This window comes from Paraburkholderia sp. J94 (assembly GCF_905220285.1).
In the GTDB taxonomy this organism is placed as follows: Bacteria; Pseudomonadota; Gammaproteobacteria; order Burkholderiales; family Burkholderiaceae; genus Paraburkholderia; species Paraburkholderia tropica_A.
The window spans coordinates 252,117-274,797 of the sequence record NZ_CAJMZH010000002.1 but is presented as its reverse complement, the minus strand read 5'-3'; the positions used below and the strand labels follow the sequence as shown (position 1 = coordinate 274,797).

The window sequence follows — 22,681 nt, the reverse complement described above, 5'->3', positions numbered from 1 at the left end:
CCGGGAGCAAACATGGCATGCCGGTGCATGATCGAGGCTCCTGTGGGTGCCTTGACGCAGACCGGATGTCCGCGTCGTCAGGATCTGTAAATGATAACCATTATCATTTAATGGTGAGGAAATAACCGGAGTGGCAGTTGGGTTATGTGTCGGGTGATGGGGGGCGGAACGGGGGGGGAGGCTGAAAGCCGGGAGGGCGAGCGTGCACCGGGCCAGTCGGCCCGGCAGCGGCCCAGCGCTCAGCTTTCCGCGGCGCCGCCCGGGCGGCGCGTGCCGAACGCGAAGGCCCGGACGTGTCCGAGGCCTTTGCGCACCGGGCTGTTCGCGGAAAAGAGCGCGGTGGCGAGCATGATCACGCCGATCAAACCGGTGGCGATCTGGTCGAGTCCGCCGAAGCCCGCGAGGATGCCGCCGGCGCCCACTGCCGCCGCGCAGGCCGACAACGCGTCGATTCTGGCGTGCCAGGCGCTCGCGCTCAGCACGCTCGCGGCTTGCGAATCGGTATCGGAGACTTGTTCGGCGGTCGCGCTGAGCCGCCGCGCCATGTATTCGCGGATCGCGATCACGGGCAGCGCGGCGAGCAGCACCCAGCTTTCGGCGCTGTCGCCCGCCGTGGCCGGATCGGTCGAGATGATCCCCAGGCCTTGCGCGAGCAGCGTCGCGCCCGCGAGCGCCGACAACGCCGTGCAAAGCGTCGCGGGCGTCCACGACATCGCGCCCGCCGACAGACCGCGCCATTGCCGGGCGCGCAGAAACAGGGAGGCGAACAGGACTGCGTCGACGAGCAGATCGACGAGCGTGTGCGTGCCGTCGGCGATGATCGCACGCGAATCCGCGCACCAGCCTATCGTGAGTTGCAGGGCCACCAGCGATGCGCTCGCGAAGACGCTGAACCGGGCGGCGCGCAGGGATGCCCGGTCGCACACCGGGGTGACGGGTTGCATGCGAAGCGGAGGATGGGAGTTTTTGTGGCCCCTAGCGTACAAGGCGCAGATGGCACATTGATGACGGTGGGCGTGTCGGAAGGCCGTGCCGTTGCGCGCGCTTTATCGGTGACAAGGATGTGTGTGCAACCAATCGGCGCTTGCGGACTCCACTCGCGCCGCTCGCGACGATGCACCGATCACGCCAATCCGCCGCGCGTGCATCGCCACAAAACCCGCGAACGCAGCCGCTAAAGTGCCCTCGAACCGGCCCGCGAACGATCCGCAAACCCCCGCGCAGCGATCGTCCCAGACACACCGCGAGGCGCGCGCCTTCCTGCCCTTGTTCCTGCCAAACGTGCTGCAATCGCGCCGTGACGCAAGCGCGCGAAGGCAAGTAGGACTTTGGTCCGATTGCTCCAGGCAGGCCGCCGACACATTCTGAACATCAAGTGAGCATCAAGCGCGGAGCGGGCATGCATGCCGTCCGGCGCGCATCACGAAGCGTACGGGACAGACCGTGCATCGCGGCGGCCGACGTGGTCGGGCGCCGAAAGACGATGCCACGCGCGTCGGCCGGTCCTGTACGGAAACGATTCGTTCTACCTGGCGTAGCGCCAAGGAGGAGCCGTGAGCCTGTCAATCAAGCGCTGCCTTCGTGCCGTGATCGCCGCGGGTTTGCTGCCGGCGAGCCTCGTGAGCGCGAGCCCGATCGTCTATCCCGCGAAGGGGCAGAGCGCGCAGCAGCAGCAAAACGACGAAGGCGCGTGCTACGGCTGGGCCAAAAGCAATACCGGTGTCGACCCCACCAAGGTGACGTCGGCGCCCCCGCCATCGGGTCCGGCGGTCGGCGGCGGCGAGCGCGTGGGCGGTGCCGCGCGCGGCGCGGCGGGCGGCGCGGTGATCGGCGCCATCGCGGGCGATGCGGGCAAGGGCGCGGCGATCGGCGCGGTCGGCGGCACGATGGTGGGCGGCGCGCGGGCGCGCCAGAACCGGCGCGACGCGCAAGCCAATTCGCAGGCGCAGTCGCAGGGCGCGATGGATGCGTTCAATCGCGCTTACGCCGCGTGCATGGAAGGCCGCGGCTACACGATCAAATAGGCGCGTGCGTGGATTGACGCGCGCGATGTGAGTCGAGAGAAGTCGTCGCCGACGCGGTCGTTGCGGAGGCGTGATGGGGTGTGCCGCGCCGTGCTGTGTCGAATTCGCTGGCGGTGAGGGTGGCGATGGTGGCGATTGGGGCGATATAGGACCAAGGCCCGATAGGTGCTCGCGATTGCCTTCGACATAATGCAATGACGCGTCACGCGGCGTTGCATGCCGACACGGGCGCACGCGTTGCGGATGGCCTTTGAGGGTTGCCGGAGGACGATAATGAAGCGAAGAAGTTTTGTGCTTAGGGTCGCTGTGATGGCCGCCGCCGTGGGCGCGGCCGTATCGGGTTGCAGCACGACGAGCGGCGGCGGCAAGAGCGAGGAAACCGACGCCTCGAAGCGCCAGAAGATCGACGCCGAGGTGGACGGCACGATGTCGCGGCTCTATGCGATGGTGGGCGGCTCGCAGGAGCTGGTCTCCAAGGCGCGCGGCGTGCTCGTGTTCCCGTCCATCGTCAAGGCCGCGTTCATCGCGGGCGCCGCGTATGGCGAGGGTTCGTTGCGCGTGAGCGGCTCGACCGTCGGCTATTACAGCTCCGCGGCGGCGTCGTTCGGATTCCAGGCGGGCGCGCAATCGACGGCGATCATCTTCCTGTTCATGACGCAGGAGGCGCTCGACAAGTTCCGCAATTCGGCGGGCTGGTCGGTCGGCGGCGACGTGCAGGTTTCGCTGCTGAAAGTGGGCGCGAACGGCACGCTCGACACGCGCACCGCGACCGCGCCGGTGTCGGCGATCGTGATGACCAATACCGGGCTGATGGCGGACGCCTCGCTGTCGGGCACCAAGGTCACGAAGCTCAATCTATAGCGGCCGGGACGGCGCATTCGACGCGGCGGCGCATCTCGATCGATGCGGGAAGTGCGCCGCCGTGTAGCGCGGGCGCTGCGGCCCGCGACGTCATATCCCCAGACGGAGGCATTCATGCCGAAGCTCAAACTGCTGGCAGCCGCGTTGGTCATCGGCTTCGTCCAGCTTGGCAGTGTTCAGGCGCAAACGGACGCTGCCGTGGTGAAATCGCCCGGCAAGGCCGCGGTCGCTGCGAAGCGCACGGTCACGGCCGAGGTGCTGAGCGTCGATCCCGCGACGCGCACCGTGCGGCTCAAGCGCGAAGACGGCAAGACCTTCGAAGTGCAGGTCGGCGAGGAAGCGCGCAACTTCGATCAGCTGAGGATCGGCGACAAGGTCACGATGACGTATCGCGAAGGCCTCTCGCTGAGCCTGAAGAAGGGCGGCGGCGAAGCGACCTCGGTCGAGGAAACGCCTTCGCTCGAACGCGCGCCCCAGGGCGCGAAGCCTGGCGGGACCATCGGCAGGCAGGTGCGTGTGGTCGCCGACGTCGTCGGCGTGAACCACAAAACGAAGATGGTGACGCTCAAGGGACCCGAGGGCGATACGGTCGACCTCAAAGTTGAGGATCCCGAACAATTAGCGAACATCAAGAAGGGCGATCAGGTCGAGGCGGTCTACACGGAGGCGCTGGCCATCTCTGTTCAGCCCGCGCACACCAAGTAGTGAGTGCGCCGTGCCCGCATGCCTGGCACGCGCATGCGCGGCACCGACCTGTCCGCAGCCGCTGTTTGTCGGGCGTTGATGGCTCGGGAGCGACCAATGCCAGCACCGGTTTTGCTGTCGGGTGGACCAAATGAGCGCTTCCAGTCATTCCGTGGCGATCGTCGACGACGAAGCATCCGTCGGGCGTGCGATCCGGCGTCTGTTGAAGTCCGCGAACATCGACGCGGTGGCGTTCGCGAGCGGTGAGGCCTTTCTCGACGCGCTGCACGCGGCGGATCCCTATCGGCCCGCCTGCGTGATTCTCGACTTCCAGATGCCTGGGCTGAGCGGCATCGACGTGCAGCAGCGTCTCGCGGGCTCGGGTCTGCCGGTCATCATCATCACGGCGCACGACGAGCCGCGCGTGCGCGAGCAGGCGCATGCGGGCGGCGCGCTGGCGTATCTGTGCAAGCCGTTCGACGAACTCGATTTGATCGACGCCGTGCGTTCCGTGCTCGACAAGGATCGCGACGCGTGAGCGAGTAGCCGCCATGAGATTCGAGGCCGATGTTCTCCACCGTCTAGTCCGCCGTCATGCGCCGCGCCGCCGGATCGCGCCGCGCATGCCCGCATGGGAGCCGCCGCCATGAAGCACGAAGGCCTGCTCCTGTGCCACGAATGCGACCTGCTGCAGCGGCGCGCGCCGTGTCCGCATCACGGCGTGCTGCGCTGCCGCCGCTGCGGCGCGGAACTCGAACGCGATCACACCGACAGCAGCCGGCGCTCGCTCGCGCTCGCCTCGGGCGCGCTCGTGCTGTACGTCATCTCGAACCTGTTTCCGATCGTGGGCCTCGCCGTCAACGGCAACGTCATCCGCGCGACCTTGTGGGGCGCGGTCGAGGTGCTCTATTTCGACGGCATGTGGCCGATCGCGGGTCTCGTGTTCGTCACGACGATCCTGATGCCGGCCACGCAGATCGTCACCTTGCTGTGGCTGCTCGTGCCGCTCGAATTCGGCCGCAAGCCGCGCGCGGCGAATCTGGTGTTTCGCGTGATGGGCGTCGCGCGCACCTGGGGCATGACCGAGGTGCTGATCCTCGGGCTGCTGATCGCGCTGGTCAAGCTCTCGCATATCGCGACGGTGGTGACGGGCGTCGCGCTCTGGTCGTTCGGCGCGCTGATGATCGTGCTGGCGGGCACGGGCGCGGCGCTCGACGTGCCCGCGCTCTGGCATCGCATTTCGCCGACTTCCGGGGCGGGGCCGAAGCCTTTGACCGGATCGGCTGCCACGACGCCGACCCGGCCGGTTCGCGGCCTCACGGGCGCGGCCTGCGGCCTCGCGCTGTGCCCGTGCTGCGAGCTGATCGTGCGGATGCCCGCGAGCGGCCGCGCGGTCGCGTGCCCGCGCTGCGCGACGCCGCTGCATCTGCGCAAGGCCGGCAGTCTCTCGCGCACGTGGGCGTTCCTGACCGCCTCGGTCGTGCTCTACGTGCCCGCGAACGTCTTGCCGGTGATGGACACGAGTTCGCTGTTCGGCTCGCAAAAGGACACCATCATGAGCGGCGTCGTCTATCTGTGGGTGTCGGGGTCGTGGCCGCTCGCGATCGTGGTGTTCATCGCGAGCATCGCCGTGCCGATGATGAAGATTCTCGGCCTCGGCTATCTCGCGGCCTCGGCGCAGCGCGCCTCGCACTGGCTGCCCGAGGAACGCACGCGCATCTACCGGATGATCGAGCTGGTGGGGCGCTGGTCGATGCTCGATATCTACGTCGTCACGATGCTGGTCGCGCTGGTGCAGTTCAAGGCGCTCGCGACCATCAAGGCCGGACCCGCCGCGATTGCCTTCGGCTCGGTCGTGGTTATGACGATGTTCGCGGCGAGCGCGTTCGATCCGCGCCTGATCTGGGACCCCTTGGAGCGCGATCATGCCTGACTCCGGCCCTGGCGATAACCTGCCCGATCTGCCCGAAGCGAAACCGGTCGCGGGCTCGCGCTGGCGCATGCAGATCGTCTGGCTGGTGCCCGTCGTCGCGTTGCTGATCGGCGGCTGGCTCGCCGTGAAAGCGATCCTCGAAGAAGGCCCGACGATCACCATCAGCTTTCGCAACGGCGACGGCCTGGAAGCCGGCAAGACCAAGATCAAGTACAAGGACGTCGACATCGGCATCGTGAAGTCGGTGACGCTCTCGCGCGATCACAAGCGCGTGATCGCCACCGGCGAACTCGTCAAGGACGCGACCAGCATGCTCGTGGCGAACACGCGCTTCTGGGTCGTGCGCCCGCGCATTTCCGGCGGCACGGTCTCGGGTCTCGGCACGCTGCTGTCGGGCTCGTATGTGGGCATGGACGAGGGCAATTCGAAATCGACGCGGCGCGACTTCGTCGGTCTCGAAGTGCCGCCGGTGTTTCCGAGCGACATGCCGGGCCGCGAGTTCGTGCTCAAGAGCGCCGACATGGGCTCGCTCGACGTCGGCTCGCCGGTGTTCTTCCGCCGCCTCGAAGTCGGCCAGATCGCGTCGTACGAACTCGATCCGAACGGCAAGGGCGTGACGATGCGCGTGTTCGTGAACGCGCCCTACGACCGCTTCGTGCGCAGCGAAACGCGCTTCTGGCATGCGAGCGGGCTCGATGTGTCGCTGAGTCCCGACGGCGTGCAGATCAACACGCAGTCGTTCGTCTCGCTGCTGATCGGCGGGATCGCGTTCGAGACGCCGGACACCGACCGCGATCTGCCCGAGGTCGCCGACAACACCTCGTTCGATCTCTACGCGACGCGCGGGGAAGCGATGAAGCAGCACGACCGCATCGTCGATACCTATATCGTCACGTTCTTCGATTCGGTGCGCGGGCTGACCGTGGGCGCGCCCGTCGATTTCCGCGGCGTCGAGGTGGGCGAGGTCACGCACATTTACACGCGCTTCGATCCGGTGAAGAAGCAGTTCAGCATTCCGGTCGAGATCAGCCTGTACCCCGAGCGCTTCACGTCGCGCTACCGGACCAATGCGCAGCAGGGCGGACGCCTCACGTCGTCGCCGCGCGAACTCGCCGATTTCCTGATCGCCAACGGCTTCCGCTTCCAGTTGCGCTCGGGTAATCCGCTCACGGGGCAACTGTATGTGGCGTTCGACATGTTCCCCGATTCGCCGAAGGCGACGATCGACTGGAGCCGCACGCCGCCCGAACTGCCCACGGTGCCGCGCACGCTGCAATCGTTGCAGGATTCGCTGACGCGGCTGCTCGCCAAGCTCAACGGCATTCCGTTCGAGCAGATCGGCTCGCAGGCGAAGCAGACGCTGGAGAACACCAACGACGTGATCGCGAAGCTCGGCAACGACGTGGTGCCGCAGGCGCAGGGCACGCTGTCGTCGGCGCGCTCGGCGCTCGATTCGGCGAATTCCGCCTTGCAGCCCGACACGCAGCTCCAGCAGAACGCGAGCGACGCCATGCGTGAACTGGCCCGCACGGCGGCCTCGATGCGCAACCTCACGGACTATCTGGAGCGGCATCCCGAGGCGGTCGTGAGGGGCAAGCCTGGAGACAAGCCATGATGCGCGCGCGTGCCCGTGCGGGCGGTCTGATCGCGTCCCTCGCGCTGCTCGCCAGCGCGGGCTGCAGTTCGCCGACGCCGGTCTTTTACTCGATGCACGGCGATGCGCGCATGAGCGAGGCGTCCGTGCCCGCGACGATGAGCATCGTCGTGAGTCCCGTGACGGTGCCCGATCTCGTCGACCGTCCGCAGATGGTCACGCGCACCGCCGACAACCGCATCGAGCTGAACGAGTTCGCGCGCTGGGCCGAGCCGCTGAAAACCGATATCGCCCGCGTGATCGCCGCCGATCTCTCGCAGCGTCTCGCGACGGCGCGCGTGTCCGTGCTGGATACGGGCGCGGGCGGGCTGCCGCAGTGGTATGTGCGCGTCGATATCGTCAGCATCGACAGCGTGCCGGGCGACGCGGTGACGATCGCCGCGCAATGGACCGTGCGCCCGCCCGCGAAGGGCGCGGCGCTGCTCGGGCGCAGCGTGGCCCGCGAGCCGGTCGGCGGGCGCGATGACGGCGCGCTGGTGGCGGCGCACGAGCGCGCGCTCGGTGCGATCAGCGAGGAGATCGCGGCGGCGATCCGCGCGGGCGTGCCGCAGTGAGCAGCGCGCGCGGTGTCGCGACACCTCACGCGGCTCAACGATCGAACCAGCGATACTGAAGCGCCACCGAGACGATCTGATAGTTGCCCGCGGCGCGCGTGACGAAGCCGCGCGAGTACGCGAATTTCGTGGACCAGCCGCGCCCGAGCGGCACGGCGAGCGTGACGCCGCCGCGCAGGTTGCCCTGCTCGATGCCGTTCTCCACGCCGTTCACGCTGGTTTCGCCGCCCTGCGCGTAGCCCATGTCCACGGCGAGCCACAAGCCGGGCCGGAAGCTGTAGCCGCCGTGCAGCTGCACGATGACGAGCGGCGCCTGGCTGCGGTCGTGGCCGTTGTAGAAGTCGTGGTTGGGCGTGAAGAACCACGCGCCGGCCGCGGCTTCGAGAAACCAGTCGCCCCACGGCTGCGAGATGCCCGCTTCGGGCTTGAAGGCCCAACGGTGATTGCCGATGTTGACGAGCCGCGTCGGCACGTACTGCCCGGTCGGCGCCTGAATGGTGAGGCTGAGGCCCGCCGACGTACTTTGAGGCGTCGCGGCGAAGACCTCGGGCGAGGCGGCCGGATTGCCGAACAGATTGATGGCGAAGCGCATCTGCAGGTCGCCGTAACCGGTGCGGTTGATCTCCCGCGGCGCGCCGATCACGAGACCGTTGAGATTGGCGTCCACGTACGGCAGCACGAAGCCCGCCGAAGCCGTGCGTCCCGCGAGCGCGAACGTGCGCACATAGCCGAGCAGAAACGTGTCGATGCGCGCGTTGACGCCGCTGATCGGCAATGACGGATCGGTGAGCACGTCGCCGCTCACATGCGCATAGCCCGCGATGACGAAGTTCGTGCCGACCGGCGAGGGCGAATAGCTGCGCGGCTCCAGTTCCTGCGCGCGGGGCGCGCCGCAGAGCACGAACAGCGCGGCCAGGCAGAGGCCGCGTGCGATGCGAACGGTCAGGCGGCTCATGGCCGCAGGCGGCGCGCGATCCGCGCGCGGCGAGTCGAATCGGCCTCGCCACGCCGCGCGTGAGGCGGGTTCGCCCGCTGTCTTAAAGCGCTAACGTGAACTATTCTTGACATGACACATCATCCGTTCTGCCTGGCCGCATCAGCGCCGAATGTGGGCGATCCCTGCATGAATCATCCACGAATCCGATGAACCACGCGCGTTGACGGACCTGCAATCGAACGCCACGCCGCACGATCCATTCGACACATGCAAACCCCTACCTCTGGTCTCGACAACGCGCATGCCGCGAGCGCGACGCACGGATGGTCGAAGTGGCTGCCTGGCCTCGTCACGCTCAAGAGTTACCGCTTGAGCTGGCTGCCGAGCGACGTGGCCGCCGGGCTCGTGCTGACCACCATGCTGGTGCCCGTGGGCATCGCCTACGCCGAGGCGTCCGGCGTGCCCGGCGTCTACGGGCTCTACGCGACGATCGTGCCGCTGCTCGCGTACGCGGTGTTCGGTCCGAGCCGCATCCTCGTGCTCGGCCCAGACTCCGCGCTCGCCGCGCCGATTCTGGCCGTCGTGGTGGCGGCCGCCGGCAGCGATCCCGCGCGCGCGATCGCGGTCGCGAGCATGATGGCCGTCGTGTCCGGCGCGTTCTGCATCCTCATGGGCCTCTTGCGTCTGGGCTTCGTGACCGAACTGCTCTCGAAGCCGATTCGATACGGCTATATGAACGGCATCGCCATCGCCGTGCTGATCAGCCAGTTGCCCAAGCTGTTTGCGATTTCCATCGACGATGCGGGTCCGTTGCGCGACCTGCTGAGCCTCGGCACGGCCATCGCCGACGGGCAGGCGAACTGGATCAGCTTCGCGGTGGGCGCGTGCAGCCTCGTGGTGATCCTCGCGCTCAAACGCTTCGACAAGGTGCCCGGCATCCTGATCGCCGTGGTGCTCGCGACGCTCTGCGTGAGCGTGCTGCATCTCGACGAACGCGGCGTCAAGGTGCTCGGCAAGATTCCGCAGGGCTTGCCGACCTTCGCGCTGCCCTGGGCGAGCGGCGCCGATCTGGTCAAGATCGTGCTCGGCGGCTGCGCGGTCGCGATGATTTCCTTCGCCGACACCAGCGTGCTCTCGCGCACCTTCGCGGCGCGCTACAACAGCCGCGTCGATCCGAGCCAGGAGATGGTGGGGCTCGGCATCGCGAATCTGGCGGCGGGCTTCTTTCATGGCTTTCCGATCAGCAGCAGTTCGTCGCGCACGCCGGTCGCGGAAGCCGCTGGCGCGAAGACGCAATTGACGGGCGTGGTGGGCGCGCTGGCCGTCGCGCTGCTGCTGCTCGTCGCGCCGAACCTGATGCGCTATCTGCCGACCAGCGCGCTCGCGGCGGTGGTCGTGGCGGCGGCGATCGGCCTGTTCGAAGTCACCGATCTCAAGCGCATTTACCGCATCCAGCAATGGGAGTTCTGGCTGTCCATGGTGTGCTTCGCGGGCGTCGCGGTGTTCGGCGCGATTCCGGGCATCGGCATCGCGGTGGTGATCGCGATCATCGAATTTCTGTGGGATGGCTGGCGGCCGCATTTCGCCGTGCTCGGTCGTGTGGAGGATGTGCGCGGATATCACGACATCACGCGCTATCCGCATGCCGTGCGCATTCCGGGACTGCTGCTGTTTCGCTGGGACGCGCCGCTGTTCTTTGCCAATGCGGAGTTGTTTCAGGAGCGTCTGCTGGAGGCCGTCGACGCATCGCCGACACCGGTGCGCCGGATCGTGGTGGCCGCCGAACCGGTGACCAGCGTCGATGTGACGTCGGCCGACATGCTGCGCGAGCTGATCCAGTCGCTGAATCATCGAGGCATTGCGCTGCATTTCGCCGAGATGAAGGATCCGGTGCGCGACAAGCTCAGGCGCTTCGAACTGCTCGATCTGCTCGGCGATGCGCGCTTTCATCCGACCGTGGGTAGTGCAGTCGACGCTTATCTCGGCGATGCGGGCCGCGATCCGGCCGCCGATCGTCTGGGGCAGCCCGCGCCGTGACCGGCGCGCGCGCCTGGCGTGATCGATTGCGTGATCGCCAACGCTGTTATCAAAGTCTGCGACGACGCTACTGCTCGGGCGTCTGCTCGGGCGTCTGCGCGGCGTCGCCCGCATCCTGCTCCGTGTCTTTCTCTTTCGCCCAGCCCGGGCCCGGATCGAACGAGGTCATCGCTTCGGCCTTGGTCGCGGTACTGGGTCCGAGGTCACGCCCGTAGACCTGGCCGTCGTGACTCACGAGGAAAGTCTTGATGCCGGTGTCGCCGTATTTGACCGGCCACGCGACCACCGCGAAGCCGCCGAACAACTGGCCGCGCACGAGGTAGTCGTAGGCGCCGCCCGGCGCGTGCGGTCCCTGCGAGGTCAGCAGCATGTAGTGATAGCCGTTGTAGCCCGCGCTGCGCGAATTGCGCGAACCCGCGGCGGCGAAGTCCTCGCCGAGCGGGCTCGGTTCCGCGTCGGCGGCGGTCGGCCAGTAGAGCCCATCCTGCTTGCCCGGCGAACTCGCGAGGCGGCGCGCGTACACGTAGGTGTCGTGGCCGTCGTGATACGACGAGGCGTATTCGCGCTGCGCGTCGTAGATCGCGAGCATGGTCTGGATCGCCGCGAGTTCGTTGCGGCCGATGCGCCGGATGCGCATTTCCTCGGCGCACGCGGCCATGTCGAAATGCCAGCCCTGGCCGCTCTTGACGAGCGGGCAGGGGAAAGTCCAGCCGTCGTTTCCGACCGCGATATGCGCGCGATGCTCGCCGTCGGTCTTGACCGAATGGCTCACTTGCCATTCCTCAAGGAAGCGCATGCGGATCTGCGCGCCCTCGGGTGGCACGAGCCGACGGAAATCGGCGCCGAATAATTTCTTCAGTTCTGCTTCGTTATTGCCGGAGACGGCCTCGCCGAATGCGCTCATGGCGGCTTCGGGCGAGGCGAACGAGGCCTGCGCCGCCGCGGCGAACGGCTGCGTCGGCGCGAAGGCGAGTGCCGCCGTCAACGACGCCGCCGCGATCAGGCCGGGCAGCACGCGAGGCCGCGACCGGTCTTTCACGGGTGCCTGCAGAGTTGCTTTCATGGGTGCTTTCATCGCTGCTTTCATCGCATCGCTCCCTGGCGTCTAGCGTCTGCCGCCACCACGGCCGCCGCCACCGCCGCCGCGCATGCCGCCACCACCACCGGCACCGCTGCGCATGTTGCTGCTGCCGCCGCGATTGAAGCTGGACGACTGCATGCTCGACGTGCCTCGGCTGATATCGCGTTGCGTGGCGCCACCGCCACCGACGCCCTGAAATGCGCTGTCGCGTCCGCCACCGGCATTGCCGCCGCGTCCGCCGGGGCCGCCGACTCCACCCGCGCCTCCGGGTCCGCCCGCGCCACCGATGCCGCCTGCGCCACCAGCCCCACCTGCGCCGCCGGGCCGTCCCGCGCCACCGGCACCGCCGACGCCGCCCGCACCACCGGGCCGTCCCGCGCCACCGGCACCGCCGACGCCACCCGCGCCGCCAGGCCGTCCCGCGTTACCGACGCCGCCCACGCCGCCAGGTTTGCCCGCGCCCCCGGCACCGCCCACGCCGCCGGGCCGTCCCGCGCCACCGACGCCGCCTGCACCGCCGACGCCCCCAGCGCCACCCGCGCCGTTACGGCCGCGATAGTCGCGGCGACCGGCGCCGCCCGGCACGTCGCGCGAAAACTTGTCGCGCGTGGCGTTATCGCGGTACGACACGCCCTGACGATGGCCGGGGTCGTGTTTCCACTTGCCGCCCTGGACGTTGTTGCTGTTGAAATTGCGGTTGACGTTCCTGGCCTTGTTGACGTTGACGTTGACGTCGCCGCCGCCCCAGTTGCAACTGCCGAAAATCGCGCCCGCCGCCGCGAGACCGACGCCCCACGCGAAGCCCGTCATCAGTGCGCCGCCGGGGTAGTACATGGGCGAGGGCGGCCAGTAGTACGGCGGATAAGCCGGATAGCTCCACGCGCCGTACACCACGGTCGGGTTGTAGGCGGGCACGTAGATCACTTCCGGATTGGTCGGCTCGATGCGCACGACCGTCGTGCCGCCTTGCTGCGCCGGCTGGTCGACGATCACCTGCTGCTGCTCGTTCGATTTCAGGTTGCCCGCGTCCTTGGCGCGCGCGCGCAAGCGCTGCACGGCGGCCAGCACGTCTTTTTCCTGGGCGAGAAAGGCGTCGCCGAGCTTCTGCGTCCAGTCGATTTTTTCGTTCATCGGTTCGAGAATCTGCGGAAACGCCACCAGCGATTTCACGCTCGTGTCCCACGTCTGATCCTGAACCGCCTTGACGGCTTCATCGCCCTTGAGTTTCGGATGCTCCTTCGACCAGCGCGCCGCATGGACGATTTCCAGCGGATAGGTCGAGGCCATCAGCACCTGCGCGAGCACGGAGTCGGGATAGAGCGCGATAGGCGCGACCAGCGCTTCGAGTTCTTCTGGCTTATACGGCGCGGGTTGCGCGGCTTGTCCAGATTGAGCCGGCGGTGGTGCCGCTTGTGCGGGTTGCCCAGGGGGTGCCGGGTTTTGCGCGAGGGCCGCGCACGACACCGCGCTCATGAACGCGAGCATCAGCAAGCGGATCATGCCGGAGATTCGTTCAGTCCACGAGGTCATGGCCACTCCTCCCATTGCCCAGCCGTACCAGCCGATGCGCAAATCGCGACGCGACGCAGCCGAGGAAGGCTATTCGACTAGTCTTGTCGTCGCGCGCGGCGGGATCAATCGGACCAGAGTCCTATTGACTATTTGTACCGGCACGCAAATGAATGTCGTTGCGCAGGCAGGGAAAAACCGGAATGGCGTTTCATTATTCCGATAATTATTCGCGGTGATTCAATCTTATTTCGAATGGCCGGTATTGAAGTATTTTGCGTATAACGCCCGCTTGCGCGGCTGAAGCGTTCCGGCGACTTAATGAGCTTAATAAGACGCAGGGTGGTGTATCACAATGTTCATCAATTGAGGTGAGAATCATGTTCATTACGCATGCAAGGCGATGGCGGCTGGCGGCGATGGCGGCGGCGATTGCATCGATTACATCGATTACGTCGATCTGCATCGTGCCGGCCTATGGGCAAACCGGATCGCCAGGTATGAAACAGATGCAGGATGCACAGCGAAAAGCCGGGGAAAAAGCGCGCGCCTCCCAGCAGTCGCAGGACGCGCAGTCAGATCAGCAGAAAGCCGCCAGCGGCACTGCGCCCGCGTCGGCGCCGGGGCAATCGCACTAGCGTGCGTTCAAACGAATGGCGGCATACCGGTTTGCAAAGCGTTTGCAAATATCCCGCGCCGATGTCGTATGCCGCCATACACGCATGATGTAAGCGCATTACGTATGAATATCGCCATTGCATAACTGATGTGAATGACCAACAGATCGAAAAAAATTACCGACTTTAAAAATAAGTCAGGGAAAGACATGATTTTTTTCGTATAATTTACGCGTACTGTCTCGATATAGACAGTGCTGTTTCCCTTCATCCGGTGTCGTTGCAATCGACATACGTAAGTCAAGCCTTGCACGTTTCAGTACTTCATTCGCCAGGAGCGGGCAAGACCGCTTCGCCGCACATCGAGAAGAAGCGGCAGTTGGCCACCGTTGTGAATCTTTGAATATCGCGGCCAGCATGCAGGTTCTGAGAGATATCGCGCATCTATGCATCGGTCGTTTGCGTCAGGCTCATTAGCTATCAGGATAGCTAATCGAATCGTTGACCCTGTCGCACAACCCGGGCTGGATCGCGTTCGGAGGGCACCATGTACGGAGAGAACGTGGGGAACGGAAAGCGCACTTTCAGGCTCACAGGCCTGGGGCAAGGCCGCGAGGATTGGCTTTCGTGGCTTTCCGCAGTCACCGGCAGATTCACTCATCGGGCATTACCCAGGCTCGCGGCGCCGGCAACGCGCGTGAGCGCGGACGGCCGGCGCGTCGCGCCACCCATGCTGGGCAGCATGATCGACGTGATGCCGTCGGCCGCGCTGGCGGTCGACGCGAACGGCACCATCGTCGCGGCCAATGCGCGAGCGGCGCTGCTGTTCGGTTATTCGATGGCGGAGTTGACCGCGTTGCCGCTCGACGTGCTGGTGCTGCCGTCGCCCGATAAAGACATCGTCGCGCCCATCGGCAGGTCGTGGGTGATGCGCGGCACGCCGGGCAGCACGACGCGTCCGGCCGTCGTGCGTAAAAGAGACGGCAGTCAGGGCAGCGCGCAGGTGACGAGTTCCGTGTCGTTTGCAATCGAACGAATGCACTACGCGGTGCTCGTGATCGACGCGCTGTGCGACGAGGGCGACGAAGGCGGCACGGGTGACGCCGCGTGCGCCGCGAAGTCCGGCGTGCGGGGCGCGAATCAGGCGCTCGTGCATCACGATCAGGCCTCCGACGTCGGCGACATGGCGGCCGCGCTCGCGCACGAAGTCGACCAGCCGCTCACCGCCATTCTCAGCAACGCGCAGGCGGCCCGGCGCTTTCTGGCGAGCACGCCGCCCAACATCGGCGAAATGTTCGAACTGCTCGACGAGATCGTGTCCGATAGCGCGCGCGCGCACGCCATCGTCCGCAAGATGCGGCAGTTCGGCAAACGCCAGCAGACCGAATTGAGCACGATCGACATGGGCTGTCTCGTGCGCGACGTCATGCAACAGCTGCACCGCCGCGCGCGCGAATGCAACGTCTCCTTGAGTTCGCATATCGAGAACGGCTTGCCGATGCTGCTCGGCGACGCCGTGCAATTGCAGCAGGTCCTCGTCAATCTGATCATCAACGCGTTCGACGCCATGCAGGGCGGGGCGCCTGCCGGGCGCGCGCTGTTCGTGAACGTCGGCGCGGCGCCGGACCGCGGCGGCGTGCGCATTGCGATACGCGACAGCGGCCACGGCGTCAGCGACGAGCAGATGGCGACGCTGTTCAAGCCCTTTTCGACGTCGAAGCCGAACGGGCTGGGGCTCGGTCTGTCGATCAGCCGCATCATCGTCATGGGGCACGGCGGGCGCATGTGGGCCGAACGCAATCGCGAGCGCGGCATGACCTTTCAATTCGAGCTACCCGCGGAGGGCGCGACCACGAATAGCGGCGCGCACGAACCTCTATGACTACACCGCAATCTCTCGTGTTCGTCGTCGACGACGACGAGCCGGTCCGCAGAGCCTTCGGCCGTCTGCTCGGTTCGGCGGGCTACACCGTGCAGACCTTCGGCTGCGCCGGCGATTTTCTCGAACGCGCCGATCTGACGAGCCAGCCCGCGTGCCTGCTGCTCGATCTCGGGCTACCCGATCTGAGCGGCATCGCGCTGCAGAGCCGGCTGGTCGGCCGGGTGCCGATCATCTTCGTCTCGGGCCACGTGGGCACGCGTGCCGCCATCGCCGCGATGAAGGCCGGCGCGACGGATTTTCTGCTGAAGCCGGTCGACGAAGGCCCGTTGCTCGACGCGGTCGATCGCGCGCTCGCGCTCGCGCAGCAAATGTTCGAACAGCGCGCGCAGCACGCGGAAATCCAGAGGCGCGTCGCGCAACTGACGCCGCGCGAGCGCGAAGTCATGGCGCTGGTGGTCGCGGGGCGGCCGAACAAACTCGTGGCCGACGAATTGGGCGCGGCGGAGAAGACGATCAAGATCCATCGCGCGCGCGTCATGGAAAAGATGCGGGCCGAATCGCTCGCGGAACTCGTGCGGCTCGCCGAACGCGCGGACCTTGGCGGCGCCGCGACGGCGCACGCGCGCCATTCCTGAACGCGTCGTCGCTGCTGCGCCAAAAAAGCGAATCCATGCAAACAAGCGGGCGAGGCGGCCGGTTATCCAGACCGACCGCCTCGCCCGCTTTTTTTCGATCCGTGCTTCAGTTGCGTCAGTCTTCCCGTCTCGGCGGCATCACCTGCACGACGATGGCGCGATGGTTCCACTGGATGTTGTGAATGCGCGTTTGCAGCATGCGCAGCGCTTCGGGGCTGAGCTTGTCGAAACTCAGCACCACGGCGGGACGGTCGCCGGTGCCGGGTACGCGCTGGATCGCGTCGAACGGCGGGCAGCCGTATCGGCCGAGGAATTCATTGATCTCGTCCGGTGACACATCGGCGTCGATGTTTCCAATCCATAATTCGCCCATCATTGGCCTCCACATTCGCTTCGTAAGGCGAGCCTAGAATGCCTCCGGCACGCGCTTGCAGGGATGGTTGGGATCGACGTAATTGCCCGCCTTCTGCCGGCGCGGCAGCACGACCCGGTTGCGCGGCACGGTCTCATAGGGAATCGTGGCGAGCAGATGCGTGATGATGTTCAGCCGCGCGCGCCGCTTGTCGTCGGAGTGCGCGACATGCCACGGCGAAAAGTCCAGATCGGTCTTCTCGAACATCTCGTCGCGCGCGCGCGAATAGTCGTACCAGCGGCTATACGAATCGAGGTCCATCTGCGTGAGCTTCCACGTCTTGCGCGCGTCCTGGATGCGGTCTTCGAGGCGGCGCGTCTGTTCCTCCGCGCTGACTTCGAGCCAGTACTTGATGAGGATGACACCCGACGCGATGATCGCTTTCTCCACCAGCGGCACCGCCGCGAGAAATTCGTCGACCTGTTTGGGCGTGCAGAAACCCATGACCCGCTCGACGCCCGCGCGGTTGTACCAGCTCCGGTCGAAGATCACGACTTCGCCGGCCGCGGGCAGGTGAGGGAGATAGCGTTGCAGGTACATCTGGGACTTTTCGCGCTCGGTGGGCGCGGGCAGCGCCACGATGCGGAACACGCGCGGACTCACGCGCTCGGTGATCGCCTTGATCGTGCCGCCCTTGCCCGCGCCGTCGCGTCCTTCGAACACGATGCAGACTTTCGCGCCGCTTTCCACGACCCATTGTTGCAGGTTCACCAATTCGACATGAAGCCGGAATAGCTCCTTCAAATAGGCCTTGTTGCTCATCTTGCCTTCTGAATTCACGTCGGGCTGCGCCTCGGATTTCGCTGCGTTTTTTTCTTCGGCCTTTGCGGCGGCTTTCGCTTCGGCCTTCGCTTCCGCCTTGGCTTCCCGCCGCTTCGCATGGCTTGACGATCCAGACATGGTGCACTCCCACAGAGAAGTCCGTGCTCGATGGCGAGGCGTCGCGGCCAATTCGCGCGACGGTCATGGCTGAGAGCATGAACCGGGGGTCCGGGACCGCACCATAGGACCTTGGTCCTATGTCCCGATGCGGCCCGGCGGCGCGCGGGCGCGCGATGCTTTCACGCTGTATGCCGGGTCGCGCGGGCTAGGACCAAAGTCCGATTGTTGGCGCCCGAGGCCGTCACCATACTGAATCGCGGCGAATCATGGACCAGTCCGTGTCGGCACGTCCGCGAGTTCGCTGCGCAGTGCAATTTCCCAGCGGTCGGGCATGGCCTGACCGGTATGTTCAAGCAATCAGGGACCCGCTCTTTCGAGTGGCGCGCGTGCAAGCCAGGGACGTTGCTGGCGCTGTGCCATGCCGGGTCGAAAGCGGGCCTTGCGAGATCACCCTGAGGCGATGATGGCGCACGCGTGCAGGCATCAGAAGCAGCCGCTGCAATGGCGCATGGCGCCGGGCGCGGCCGTTGCGAAGGGCGTCCGTGCGATGGCCGTCGCCGTGGGCGCGGCAGCGTTCGTGGTCGCTGGCGCGGGCTGCAGCAAGAAGCCGGCGGCGGCGGCCGTGCCGCCCGTCGAAGTCACGGTGACGACGGTCGCGGCGCACGATACGCCCGTCGATTTCGAGTTCACCGCGCAGACCCAGAGTTCGCGCGAAGTGCAGATACGCGCGCGCGTGGACGGCTTCCTCGACCGCCGCATGTATGTGGAAGGCTCGCTGGTCAAGGTCGGGCAGACCCTGTTCCAGATGGACCCCAAGCCCTTCGAAGCCGCGTTGCGCACCGCGCAGGGGCAGTTGGCGCAGCAGCAGGCGCGGCTCGAAGTGGCGAAGGCGAACCTCGCGCGCGTGCGGCCGCTGGCGCAGGAAAATGCGTTGAGCAAGAAGGATCTCGACGACGCGATCGGCAACGAAAAGCAGTCGCGCGCCGCCGTGATCGCCGCGCAGGGCGAGGTCGATACCGCCGAGCTGAATCTCAGCTATACGACGATCAAGTCGCCGCTGAACGGGCTTTCGAGTTTCGCGCGCCAGCAGGACGGCAGCTACGTCACATCGACGCAGAACGGCCTGCTGACCTACGTCTATCAACTGGACCCCATGTGGGCCAACTTCAGCATTTCGGAGAATCAGCAGCTGCGCTACCGCGATCAGATCGCGGCGGGGCAATTGCGCTTCCCGGCGAACAATGCGTTCACGGTGTCGCTGCAACTCGCGGATGGTTCGACCTACAAGGGCAGCGGCGCGATCGACTTCGCCAATCCGGCCTTCAATACGGAAACGGGCTCGTTCCTCGTGCGCGCGGTCTTCGCGAATCCCACCGGCGTGCTGCGTCCCGGCCAGTTCGTGCGCGCGCGCGTCGCGGGCGCGATTCGCCCGAACGCTATTCTCGTGCCGCAACGCGCGGTGTTGCAGGGCGCGAAAAGCCACTTCGTCTGGGTCGTCAACAAGGACGACAAGGCGCGTCAGCGCGTGGTCGAGGTCGGCGAATGGCACGGCAACGACTGGTTCATTCTCGATGGCCTGAAAGACGGCGAGCGCGTGGTCGTCGATGGCGCGATCCGCGTGGTGGCCGATGCGCCGCTCAAGATCGTCGCGACTCCCGTGGCGGCGGATGCAGCGGCCGCCCCCGCCTCGGCCGCAACCCCGGCCTCCGCTTCGGCCAACTGAAGGGCGCTGACGATGAGCATCTCGCACTTCTGCATCGACCGGCCGATTTTCGCGTCGGTCATTTCGATCGTCATCACGCTCGGCGGCTCGCTGACCATGCTGGCGCTGCCGGTCGCGCAATACCCGGACATCACGCCGCCGCAGATCACGATCACCGCGTCCTATCCAGGCGCGAGCGCGGACGTGGTCGCCAACAACGTCGCCGCACCAATCGAGCAGCAGGTGAACGGCGCGGACAACATGATCTACATGAACTCGTCGAGTTCATCGACCGGGAATCTGACCGTCAACGCGTTCTTCGAGATCGGCACCAATCCGCAGCTCGCGCAGGTCGACGTGCAGAACCGCGTCAATCTCGCCTTGCCGCAGCTGCCGCAATCGGTGCAGGCGCAGGGCGTGCAGGTGCAGAAGAAGTCGTCGGCGTTCATGATGGTGATCGCGATCTATTCGCCCGACGAGCGCTACGACAGCACCTATATCGCGAACTACGCGAACATCTATGTGCTGGACGCGCTCAAGCGCATTCCCGGCGCGAACCAGTCGAGTATCTTCGGGACACCTGACTATGCGATGCGCGTCTGGCTCAAGCCGGACCGAATGGCGCAGCTCGGCATCACCGTGGCCGATGTGCAAAGGGCGGTGGAGAACCAGAACCAGCAGTTCGCGGTCGGGCGCATCGGGCAGTCGCCAACCGGCTCGAAGGTCGAGCAGTCGTTCGCCGTGACGACACCCGGCCGCCTCGCGCAGCCCGGCGATTTCGACGACATCATCCTGCGCGCGAGCAGCGAGGGCGCGGCGATCGTGCGCCTGCAGGACGTGGGCCGCGCGGAACTCGGGCAGAAGGATTACTCGATCCGCAGTCGCTATCAGGGCAAGCCTGCCACCATCATCGCGGTCTATCAGCAGCCGGGCGCGAATGCGCTCGACGTCTCGAAGCAGGTGCGCGCCGCGCTCGCCGAACTCAAGCAGTCGTTCCCCGAAGGGCTCGACTACAAGATCGCGATGGACACGACCGAGTTCACGCGCGCTTCGATCTCGGACGTCGTGCACACGTTCTTCGAAGCGCTCGTGCTGGTCGTGATCGTCGTGTATGTGTTCCTGCAAAGCCTGCGCGCGACGCTGATTCCGATTCTGGCGGTGCCGGTGTCGATCGTCGGCACGGCGATGGGCATGGCGCTGCTCGGCTTCTCGATCAACATGCTGACCTTGTTCGGCATGGTGCTGGCGATCGGCATCGTGGTGGACGATGCGATCGTCGTGATCGAGAACGTCGAGCGCAATATGACCGTGCACAAGCTCGGGCCCAAGGAGGCCGCCAAGCGCGCGATGGACGAAGTGGCCGGGCCAGTGGTCGCGATCGTGCTCGTGCTCTGCGCGGTGTTCGTGCCGGTGGCGTTCGTGAGCGGCATTACCGGGCAGTTGTACAAGCAGTTCGCGATCACCATCGCGATCTCGGTGGTGATCTCGGGCATCGTGGCGCTGACCTTGTCGCCCGCGCTCGCGGCGATCCTGCTCAAGAGTTCGCATCACGAGAAGAAGGGCTTTTTCCGCTGGTTCGAGAATGCGTTCGGCCGCATGACGCGCGGCTATATCGGCCTCGTGCATGTGGCGATCCGGCGTTGGGTGATGGCGCTGCTGCTGTTCGCGGGCATGATCGCGCTGACGGTCGTGATGATGAAGGCGATTCCCTCCGCGTTTTTGCCGCCCGAGGATCAGGGCTATCTGCTCGGCGCGGTGACGATGCCCGACGCGGCGAGTCTCGACCGCACCGGCGCGGTCTCCGATCAGGTGGCCGAATATTTCATGAAGCAGGACGCTGTGAGCGGCATCGCCACCGTCGACGGCTACAGCCTGCTCGACGTGCAGAACAAGAACAACGCGAGCACGTTCTTCGTCGGGCTCAAGGGCTTCGACGAGCGCTATTCGTCGGGCCACGCCAAGACGCAGAACGCGCGCGCGGTGTTGGTGGATGCGTACAAGGCGCTCTCGTCGATCAAGGAGGGGATCGTCATACCGGTCAATCCGCCTTCGATTCCGGGCCTCGGCACCACGGGCGGCACCGAAGTGTGGATCCAGAGCAAGGGCGACGCGACGATCACGCAGCTCGCGGAAGTGGTGCGCGAGTTCGTTGCGAAGGCGCGGCAGCGGCCCGAACTCGCGCGCGTGACGACCACCTTCAATCCGAATTCGCAGCAACTGCTCGTCGATGTCGATCGCGAGCGCGCCGAAACGCTCGGCGTGCCGGTGGAGGATGTCTATAGCGCGATGCAGACGATGTTCGGCTCGCTCTACGTCTCGCAGTTCAACCGGTCGAGCCGGCTGTGGCAGGTGATCCTTCAGGCCGATCCGTCGACGCGCCTGCGCCCCGACGATCTCGACCGCATCTACGTGCGCAGCAAGACCGACACGATGGTGCCGCTGCGCGCCGTGGCGAACTACCACTACGTGACCGGACCGGACCTGCTCACGCGCTTCAACAATTTCCCGGCGGTGCTCGTCACGGCCAACGCCGCGCCGGGCTATAGCTCGGGCCAGGTGATCGCCGCACTGGACGAGATCGCGGCGACGATGCCCACCGGCTTCGGCGTGGCGTGGAGCGGCGAAGCCTACGAGGCGCGCAAGTCGGGCGGTACGTCGGGCTCGGTGTTCGTGTTCGGCCTCATCATGGTGTTCCTGATTCTCGCGGCGCAATACGAGAAGTGGTCGCTGCCGGTCGGCGTGCTGATGGCGGTGCCGTTCGCGCTGTTCGGCGCGCTGCTCGCGATCCTGTTGCGCGGCCTCGAAAACGATATCTACTTCCAGATCGGGCTCACGATGCTGGTCGCGCTCGCGGCGAAAAACGCGATTCTGATCTTCGAGTTCGCGGTGATGAACCGCGAGGGCGGGGCCTCGGTGCTCGACGCGACGATCGTCGCGTCCGAGGAGCGCTTGAGGCCGATCGTCATGACGTCGCTCGCCTTCATTCTGGGCTGCGTGCCGCTCGCGATCGCCACGGGCGCGTCGGCCAACAGCCGTCACTCGATCGGCACGGGCGTGATCGGCGGGATGCTCGGCGCGACCGTGATCGCCGTGTTCTTTATCCCGATGTTCTATTACCTGCTCGAAACGATGTCGTCGCGCGGCAGCAAGGGCAAAGCCGCGCCGGGCGCGGGCGATGCGTCGGGCGGTGGCGCGGGAGGGGCAGCGGGCACAGCGGGCAGCGCCGCGGGCGCGCCGCCGAAAGGCACGCCTTCCGCGCCACGGGGAGACGACTGAG

At 66.2% G+C, this 22,681-nt stretch carries 19 protein-coding genes; 13 read left to right on the top strand and 6 right to left on the bottom strand.

Going from position 1 to position 22,681, the window contains the following annotated elements:
- Nucleotides 1–239 precede the first annotated feature (239 nt).
- A complete protein-coding gene (locus U4Y88_RS04555; protein ID WP_321782534.1) occupies nucleotides 240–944 on the bottom strand; it encodes a cation transporter in 705 nt (234 codons plus the stop codon).
- Nucleotides 945–1,589: 645 nt separating this feature from the next.
- Between U4Y88_RS04555 and U4Y88_RS04550 the strand changes: the two genes are divergently transcribed.
- The 7 genes from U4Y88_RS04550 to U4Y88_RS04520 all read left to right on the top strand — a co-directional run bounded on the left by U4Y88_RS04550 (nucleotide 1,590) and on the right by U4Y88_RS04520 (nucleotide 7,710).
- A complete protein-coding gene (locus U4Y88_RS04550) occupies nucleotides 1,590–2,024 on the top strand; it encodes a glycine zipper domain-containing protein (protein WP_415774401.1) in 435 nt (144 codons plus the stop codon).
- 273 nt (nucleotides 2,025–2,297) lie between these two features.
- Entirely contained in the window at nucleotides 2,298–2,885 is a 588-nt protein-coding gene (locus tag U4Y88_RS04545; protein WP_310630898.1) for a YSC84-related protein, read from the top strand.
- A 114-nt stretch (nucleotides 2,886–2,999) separates the two neighbouring features.
- Nucleotides 3,000–3,590, top strand: a complete 591-nt coding sequence (locus U4Y88_RS04540; RefSeq protein WP_224009090.1) for a hypothetical protein — start codon at nucleotides 3,000–3,002, stop codon at nucleotides 3,588–3,590.
- A gap of 130 nt (nucleotides 3,591–3,720) precedes the next feature.
- Nucleotides 3,721–4,107, top strand: coding sequence for a response regulator transcription factor (locus U4Y88_RS04535; RefSeq protein ID WP_224009089.1), 387 nt, complete (start codon nucleotides 3,721–3,723; stop codon nucleotides 4,105–4,107).
- Nucleotides 4,108–4,215: 108 nt separating this feature from the next.
- Nucleotides 4,216–5,502: a paraquat-inducible protein A gene (locus tag U4Y88_RS04530; RefSeq protein WP_321782533.1), complete on the top strand. Its 1,287-nt coding sequence runs from the start codon at nucleotides 4,216–4,218 to the stop codon at nucleotides 5,500–5,502.
- Nucleotides 5,495–7,117, top strand: coding sequence for an intermembrane transport protein PqiB (locus U4Y88_RS04525; protein ID WP_224009085.1), 1,623 nt, complete (start codon nucleotides 5,495–5,497; stop codon nucleotides 7,115–7,117). The genes U4Y88_RS04530 and U4Y88_RS04525 overlap by 8 nt, the downstream gene beginning before the upstream one ends.
- Nucleotides 7,114–7,710 (top strand): membrane integrity-associated transporter subunit PqiC, encoded by a 597-nt coding sequence (locus tag U4Y88_RS04520; RefSeq protein WP_224009083.1) that lies wholly within the window; start codon nucleotides 7,114–7,116, stop codon nucleotides 7,708–7,710. Before U4Y88_RS04525 ends, U4Y88_RS04520 begins: the two co-directional genes overlap by 4 nt.
- 34 nt (nucleotides 7,711–7,744) lie before the next feature.
- On the opposite strand, the gene U4Y88_RS04515 is transcribed toward U4Y88_RS04520, so the two are convergent.
- A complete protein-coding gene (locus tag U4Y88_RS04515) occupies nucleotides 7,745–8,665 on the bottom strand; it encodes a transporter (protein WP_321782531.1) in 921 nt (306 codons plus the stop codon).
- A 249-nt stretch (nucleotides 8,666–8,914) separates the two neighbouring features.
- On the opposite strand from U4Y88_RS04515, the gene U4Y88_RS04510 reads away from it, so the two are divergent.
- Nucleotides 8,915–10,684 (top strand): sulfate permease, encoded by a 1,770-nt coding sequence (locus U4Y88_RS04510; protein ID WP_321782529.1) that lies wholly within the window; start codon nucleotides 8,915–8,917, stop codon nucleotides 10,682–10,684.
- Between the two features lie 67 nt (nucleotides 10,685–10,751).
- Here the strand turns inward: U4Y88_RS04510 and U4Y88_RS04505 are convergent, their stop codons facing one another.
- Both U4Y88_RS04505 and U4Y88_RS04500 read right to left on the bottom strand, forming a co-directional pair.
- The gene (locus U4Y88_RS04505; protein WP_321782527.1) at nucleotides 10,752–11,747 is read right to left on the bottom strand and encodes a DUF2950 domain-containing protein; all 996 of its coding nucleotides are present in this window, start codon (nucleotides 11,745–11,747) and stop codon (nucleotides 10,752–10,754) included.
- Nucleotides 11,748–11,789: 42 nt separating this feature from the next.
- Nucleotides 11,790–13,295, bottom strand: coding sequence for a DUF3300 domain-containing protein (locus U4Y88_RS04500; protein ID WP_321782525.1), 1,506 nt, complete (start codon nucleotides 13,293–13,295; stop codon nucleotides 11,790–11,792).
- Nucleotides 13,296–13,654: 359 nt separating this feature from the next.
- On the opposite strand from U4Y88_RS04500, the gene U4Y88_RS04495 reads away from it, so the two are divergent.
- The 3 genes from U4Y88_RS04495 to U4Y88_RS04485 all read left to right on the top strand — a co-directional run bounded on the left by U4Y88_RS04495 (nucleotide 13,655) and on the right by U4Y88_RS04485 (nucleotide 16,408).
- A complete protein-coding gene (locus U4Y88_RS04495; protein WP_310631282.1) occupies nucleotides 13,655–13,912 on the top strand; it encodes a hypothetical protein in 258 nt (85 codons plus the stop codon).
- A 709-nt stretch (nucleotides 13,913–14,621) separates the two neighbouring features.
- Nucleotides 14,622–15,773, top strand: coding sequence for an ATP-binding protein (locus U4Y88_RS04490; RefSeq protein ID WP_321782523.1), 1,152 nt, complete (start codon nucleotides 14,622–14,624; stop codon nucleotides 15,771–15,773).
- On the top strand, nucleotides 15,770–16,408 hold the full coding sequence (locus U4Y88_RS04485) for a response regulator transcription factor (RefSeq protein ID WP_224015521.1): 639 nt from the start codon (nucleotides 15,770–15,772) through the stop codon (nucleotides 16,406–16,408). Before U4Y88_RS04490 ends, U4Y88_RS04485 begins: the two co-directional genes overlap by 4 nt.
- A gap of 115 nt (nucleotides 16,409–16,523) precedes the next feature.
- Here U4Y88_RS04485 and U4Y88_RS04480 read toward each other — a convergent pair whose 3' ends face one another.
- On the bottom strand, nucleotides 16,524–16,781 hold the full coding sequence (locus U4Y88_RS04480) for an RNA-binding protein (RefSeq protein ID WP_321782521.1): 258 nt from the start codon (nucleotides 16,779–16,781) through the stop codon (nucleotides 16,524–16,526).
- A 33-nt stretch (nucleotides 16,782–16,814) separates the two neighbouring features.
- Nucleotides 16,815–17,582 (bottom strand): polyphosphate kinase 2, encoded by a 768-nt coding sequence (ppk2, locus tag U4Y88_RS04475; protein WP_310631285.1) that lies wholly within the window; start codon nucleotides 17,580–17,582, stop codon nucleotides 16,815–16,817.
- A 667-nt stretch (nucleotides 17,583–18,249) separates the two neighbouring features.
- On the opposite strand from ppk2, the gene U4Y88_RS04470 reads away from it, so the two are divergent.
- Nucleotides 18,250–19,425: an efflux RND transporter periplasmic adaptor subunit gene (locus U4Y88_RS04470; protein WP_405045005.1), complete on the top strand. Its 1,176-nt coding sequence runs from the start codon at nucleotides 18,250–18,252 to the stop codon at nucleotides 19,423–19,425.
- Nucleotides 19,426–19,437: 12 nt separating this feature from the next.
- On the top strand, nucleotides 19,438–22,680 hold the full coding sequence (locus tag U4Y88_RS04465) for a multidrug efflux RND transporter permease subunit (RefSeq protein WP_321782519.1): 3,243 nt from the start codon (nucleotides 19,438–19,440) through the stop codon (nucleotides 22,678–22,680).
- Nucleotide 22,681: the final 1 nt, after the last annotated feature.

Excerpts from the sequence above, each read along its gene's own strand:
- U4Y88_RS04555 (WP_321782534.1), bottom strand. The coding sequence starts at position 944 with ATGCAACCCGTCACCCCGGTGTGCGACCGGGCATCCCTGCGCGCCGCC.
- U4Y88_RS04545 (WP_310630898.1), top strand. The coding sequence starts at position 2,298 with ATGAAGCGAAGAAGTTTTGTGCTTAGGGTCGCTGTGATGGCCGCCGCC.
- U4Y88_RS04540 (WP_224009090.1), top strand. The coding sequence starts at position 3,000 with ATGCCGAAGCTCAAACTGCTGGCAGCCGCGTTGGTCATCGGCTTCGTC.
- U4Y88_RS04535 (WP_224009089.1), top strand. The coding sequence starts at position 3,721 with ATGAGCGCTTCCAGTCATTCCGTGGCGATCGTCGACGACGAAGCATCC.
- U4Y88_RS04530 (WP_321782533.1), top strand. The coding sequence starts at position 4,216 with ATGAAGCACGAAGGCCTGCTCCTGTGCCACGAATGCGACCTGCTGCAG.
- U4Y88_RS04525 (WP_224009085.1), top strand. The coding sequence starts at position 5,495 with ATGCCTGACTCCGGCCCTGGCGATAACCTGCCCGATCTGCCCGAAGCG.
- U4Y88_RS04520 (WP_224009083.1), top strand. The coding sequence starts at position 7,114 with ATGATGCGCGCGCGTGCCCGTGCGGGCGGTCTGATCGCGTCCCTCGCG.
- U4Y88_RS04515 (WP_321782531.1), bottom strand. The coding sequence starts at position 8,665 with ATGAGCCGCCTGACCGTTCGCATCGCACGCGGCCTCTGCCTGGCCGCG.
- U4Y88_RS04510 (WP_321782529.1), top strand. The coding sequence starts at position 8,915 with ATGCAAACCCCTACCTCTGGTCTCGACAACGCGCATGCCGCGAGCGCG.
- U4Y88_RS04505 (WP_321782527.1), bottom strand. The coding sequence starts at position 11,747 with ATGAAAGCAACTCTGCAGGCACCCGTGAAAGACCGGTCGCGGCCTCGC.
- U4Y88_RS04500 (WP_321782525.1), bottom strand. The coding sequence starts at position 13,295 with ATGACCTCGTGGACTGAACGAATCTCCGGCATGATCCGCTTGCTGATG.
- U4Y88_RS04495 (WP_310631282.1), top strand. The coding sequence starts at position 13,655 with ATGTTCATTACGCATGCAAGGCGATGGCGGCTGGCGGCGATGGCGGCG.
- U4Y88_RS04490 (WP_321782523.1), top strand. The coding sequence starts at position 14,622 with ATGCTGGGCAGCATGATCGACGTGATGCCGTCGGCCGCGCTGGCGGTC.
- U4Y88_RS04485 (WP_224015521.1), top strand. The coding sequence starts at position 15,770 with ATGACTACACCGCAATCTCTCGTGTTCGTCGTCGACGACGACGAGCCG.
- U4Y88_RS04480 (WP_321782521.1), bottom strand. The coding sequence starts at position 16,781 with ATGGGCGAATTATGGATTGGAAACATCGACGCCGATGTGTCACCGGAC.
- ppk2 (WP_310631285.1), bottom strand. The coding sequence starts at position 17,582 with ATGAGCAACAAGGCCTATTTGAAGGAGCTATTCCGGCTTCATGTCGAA.
- U4Y88_RS04470 (WP_405045005.1), top strand. The coding sequence starts at position 18,250 with ATGGCCGTCGCCGTGGGCGCGGCAGCGTTCGTGGTCGCTGGCGCGGGC.
- U4Y88_RS04465 (WP_321782519.1), top strand. The coding sequence starts at position 19,438 with ATGAGCATCTCGCACTTCTGCATCGACCGGCCGATTTTCGCGTCGGTC.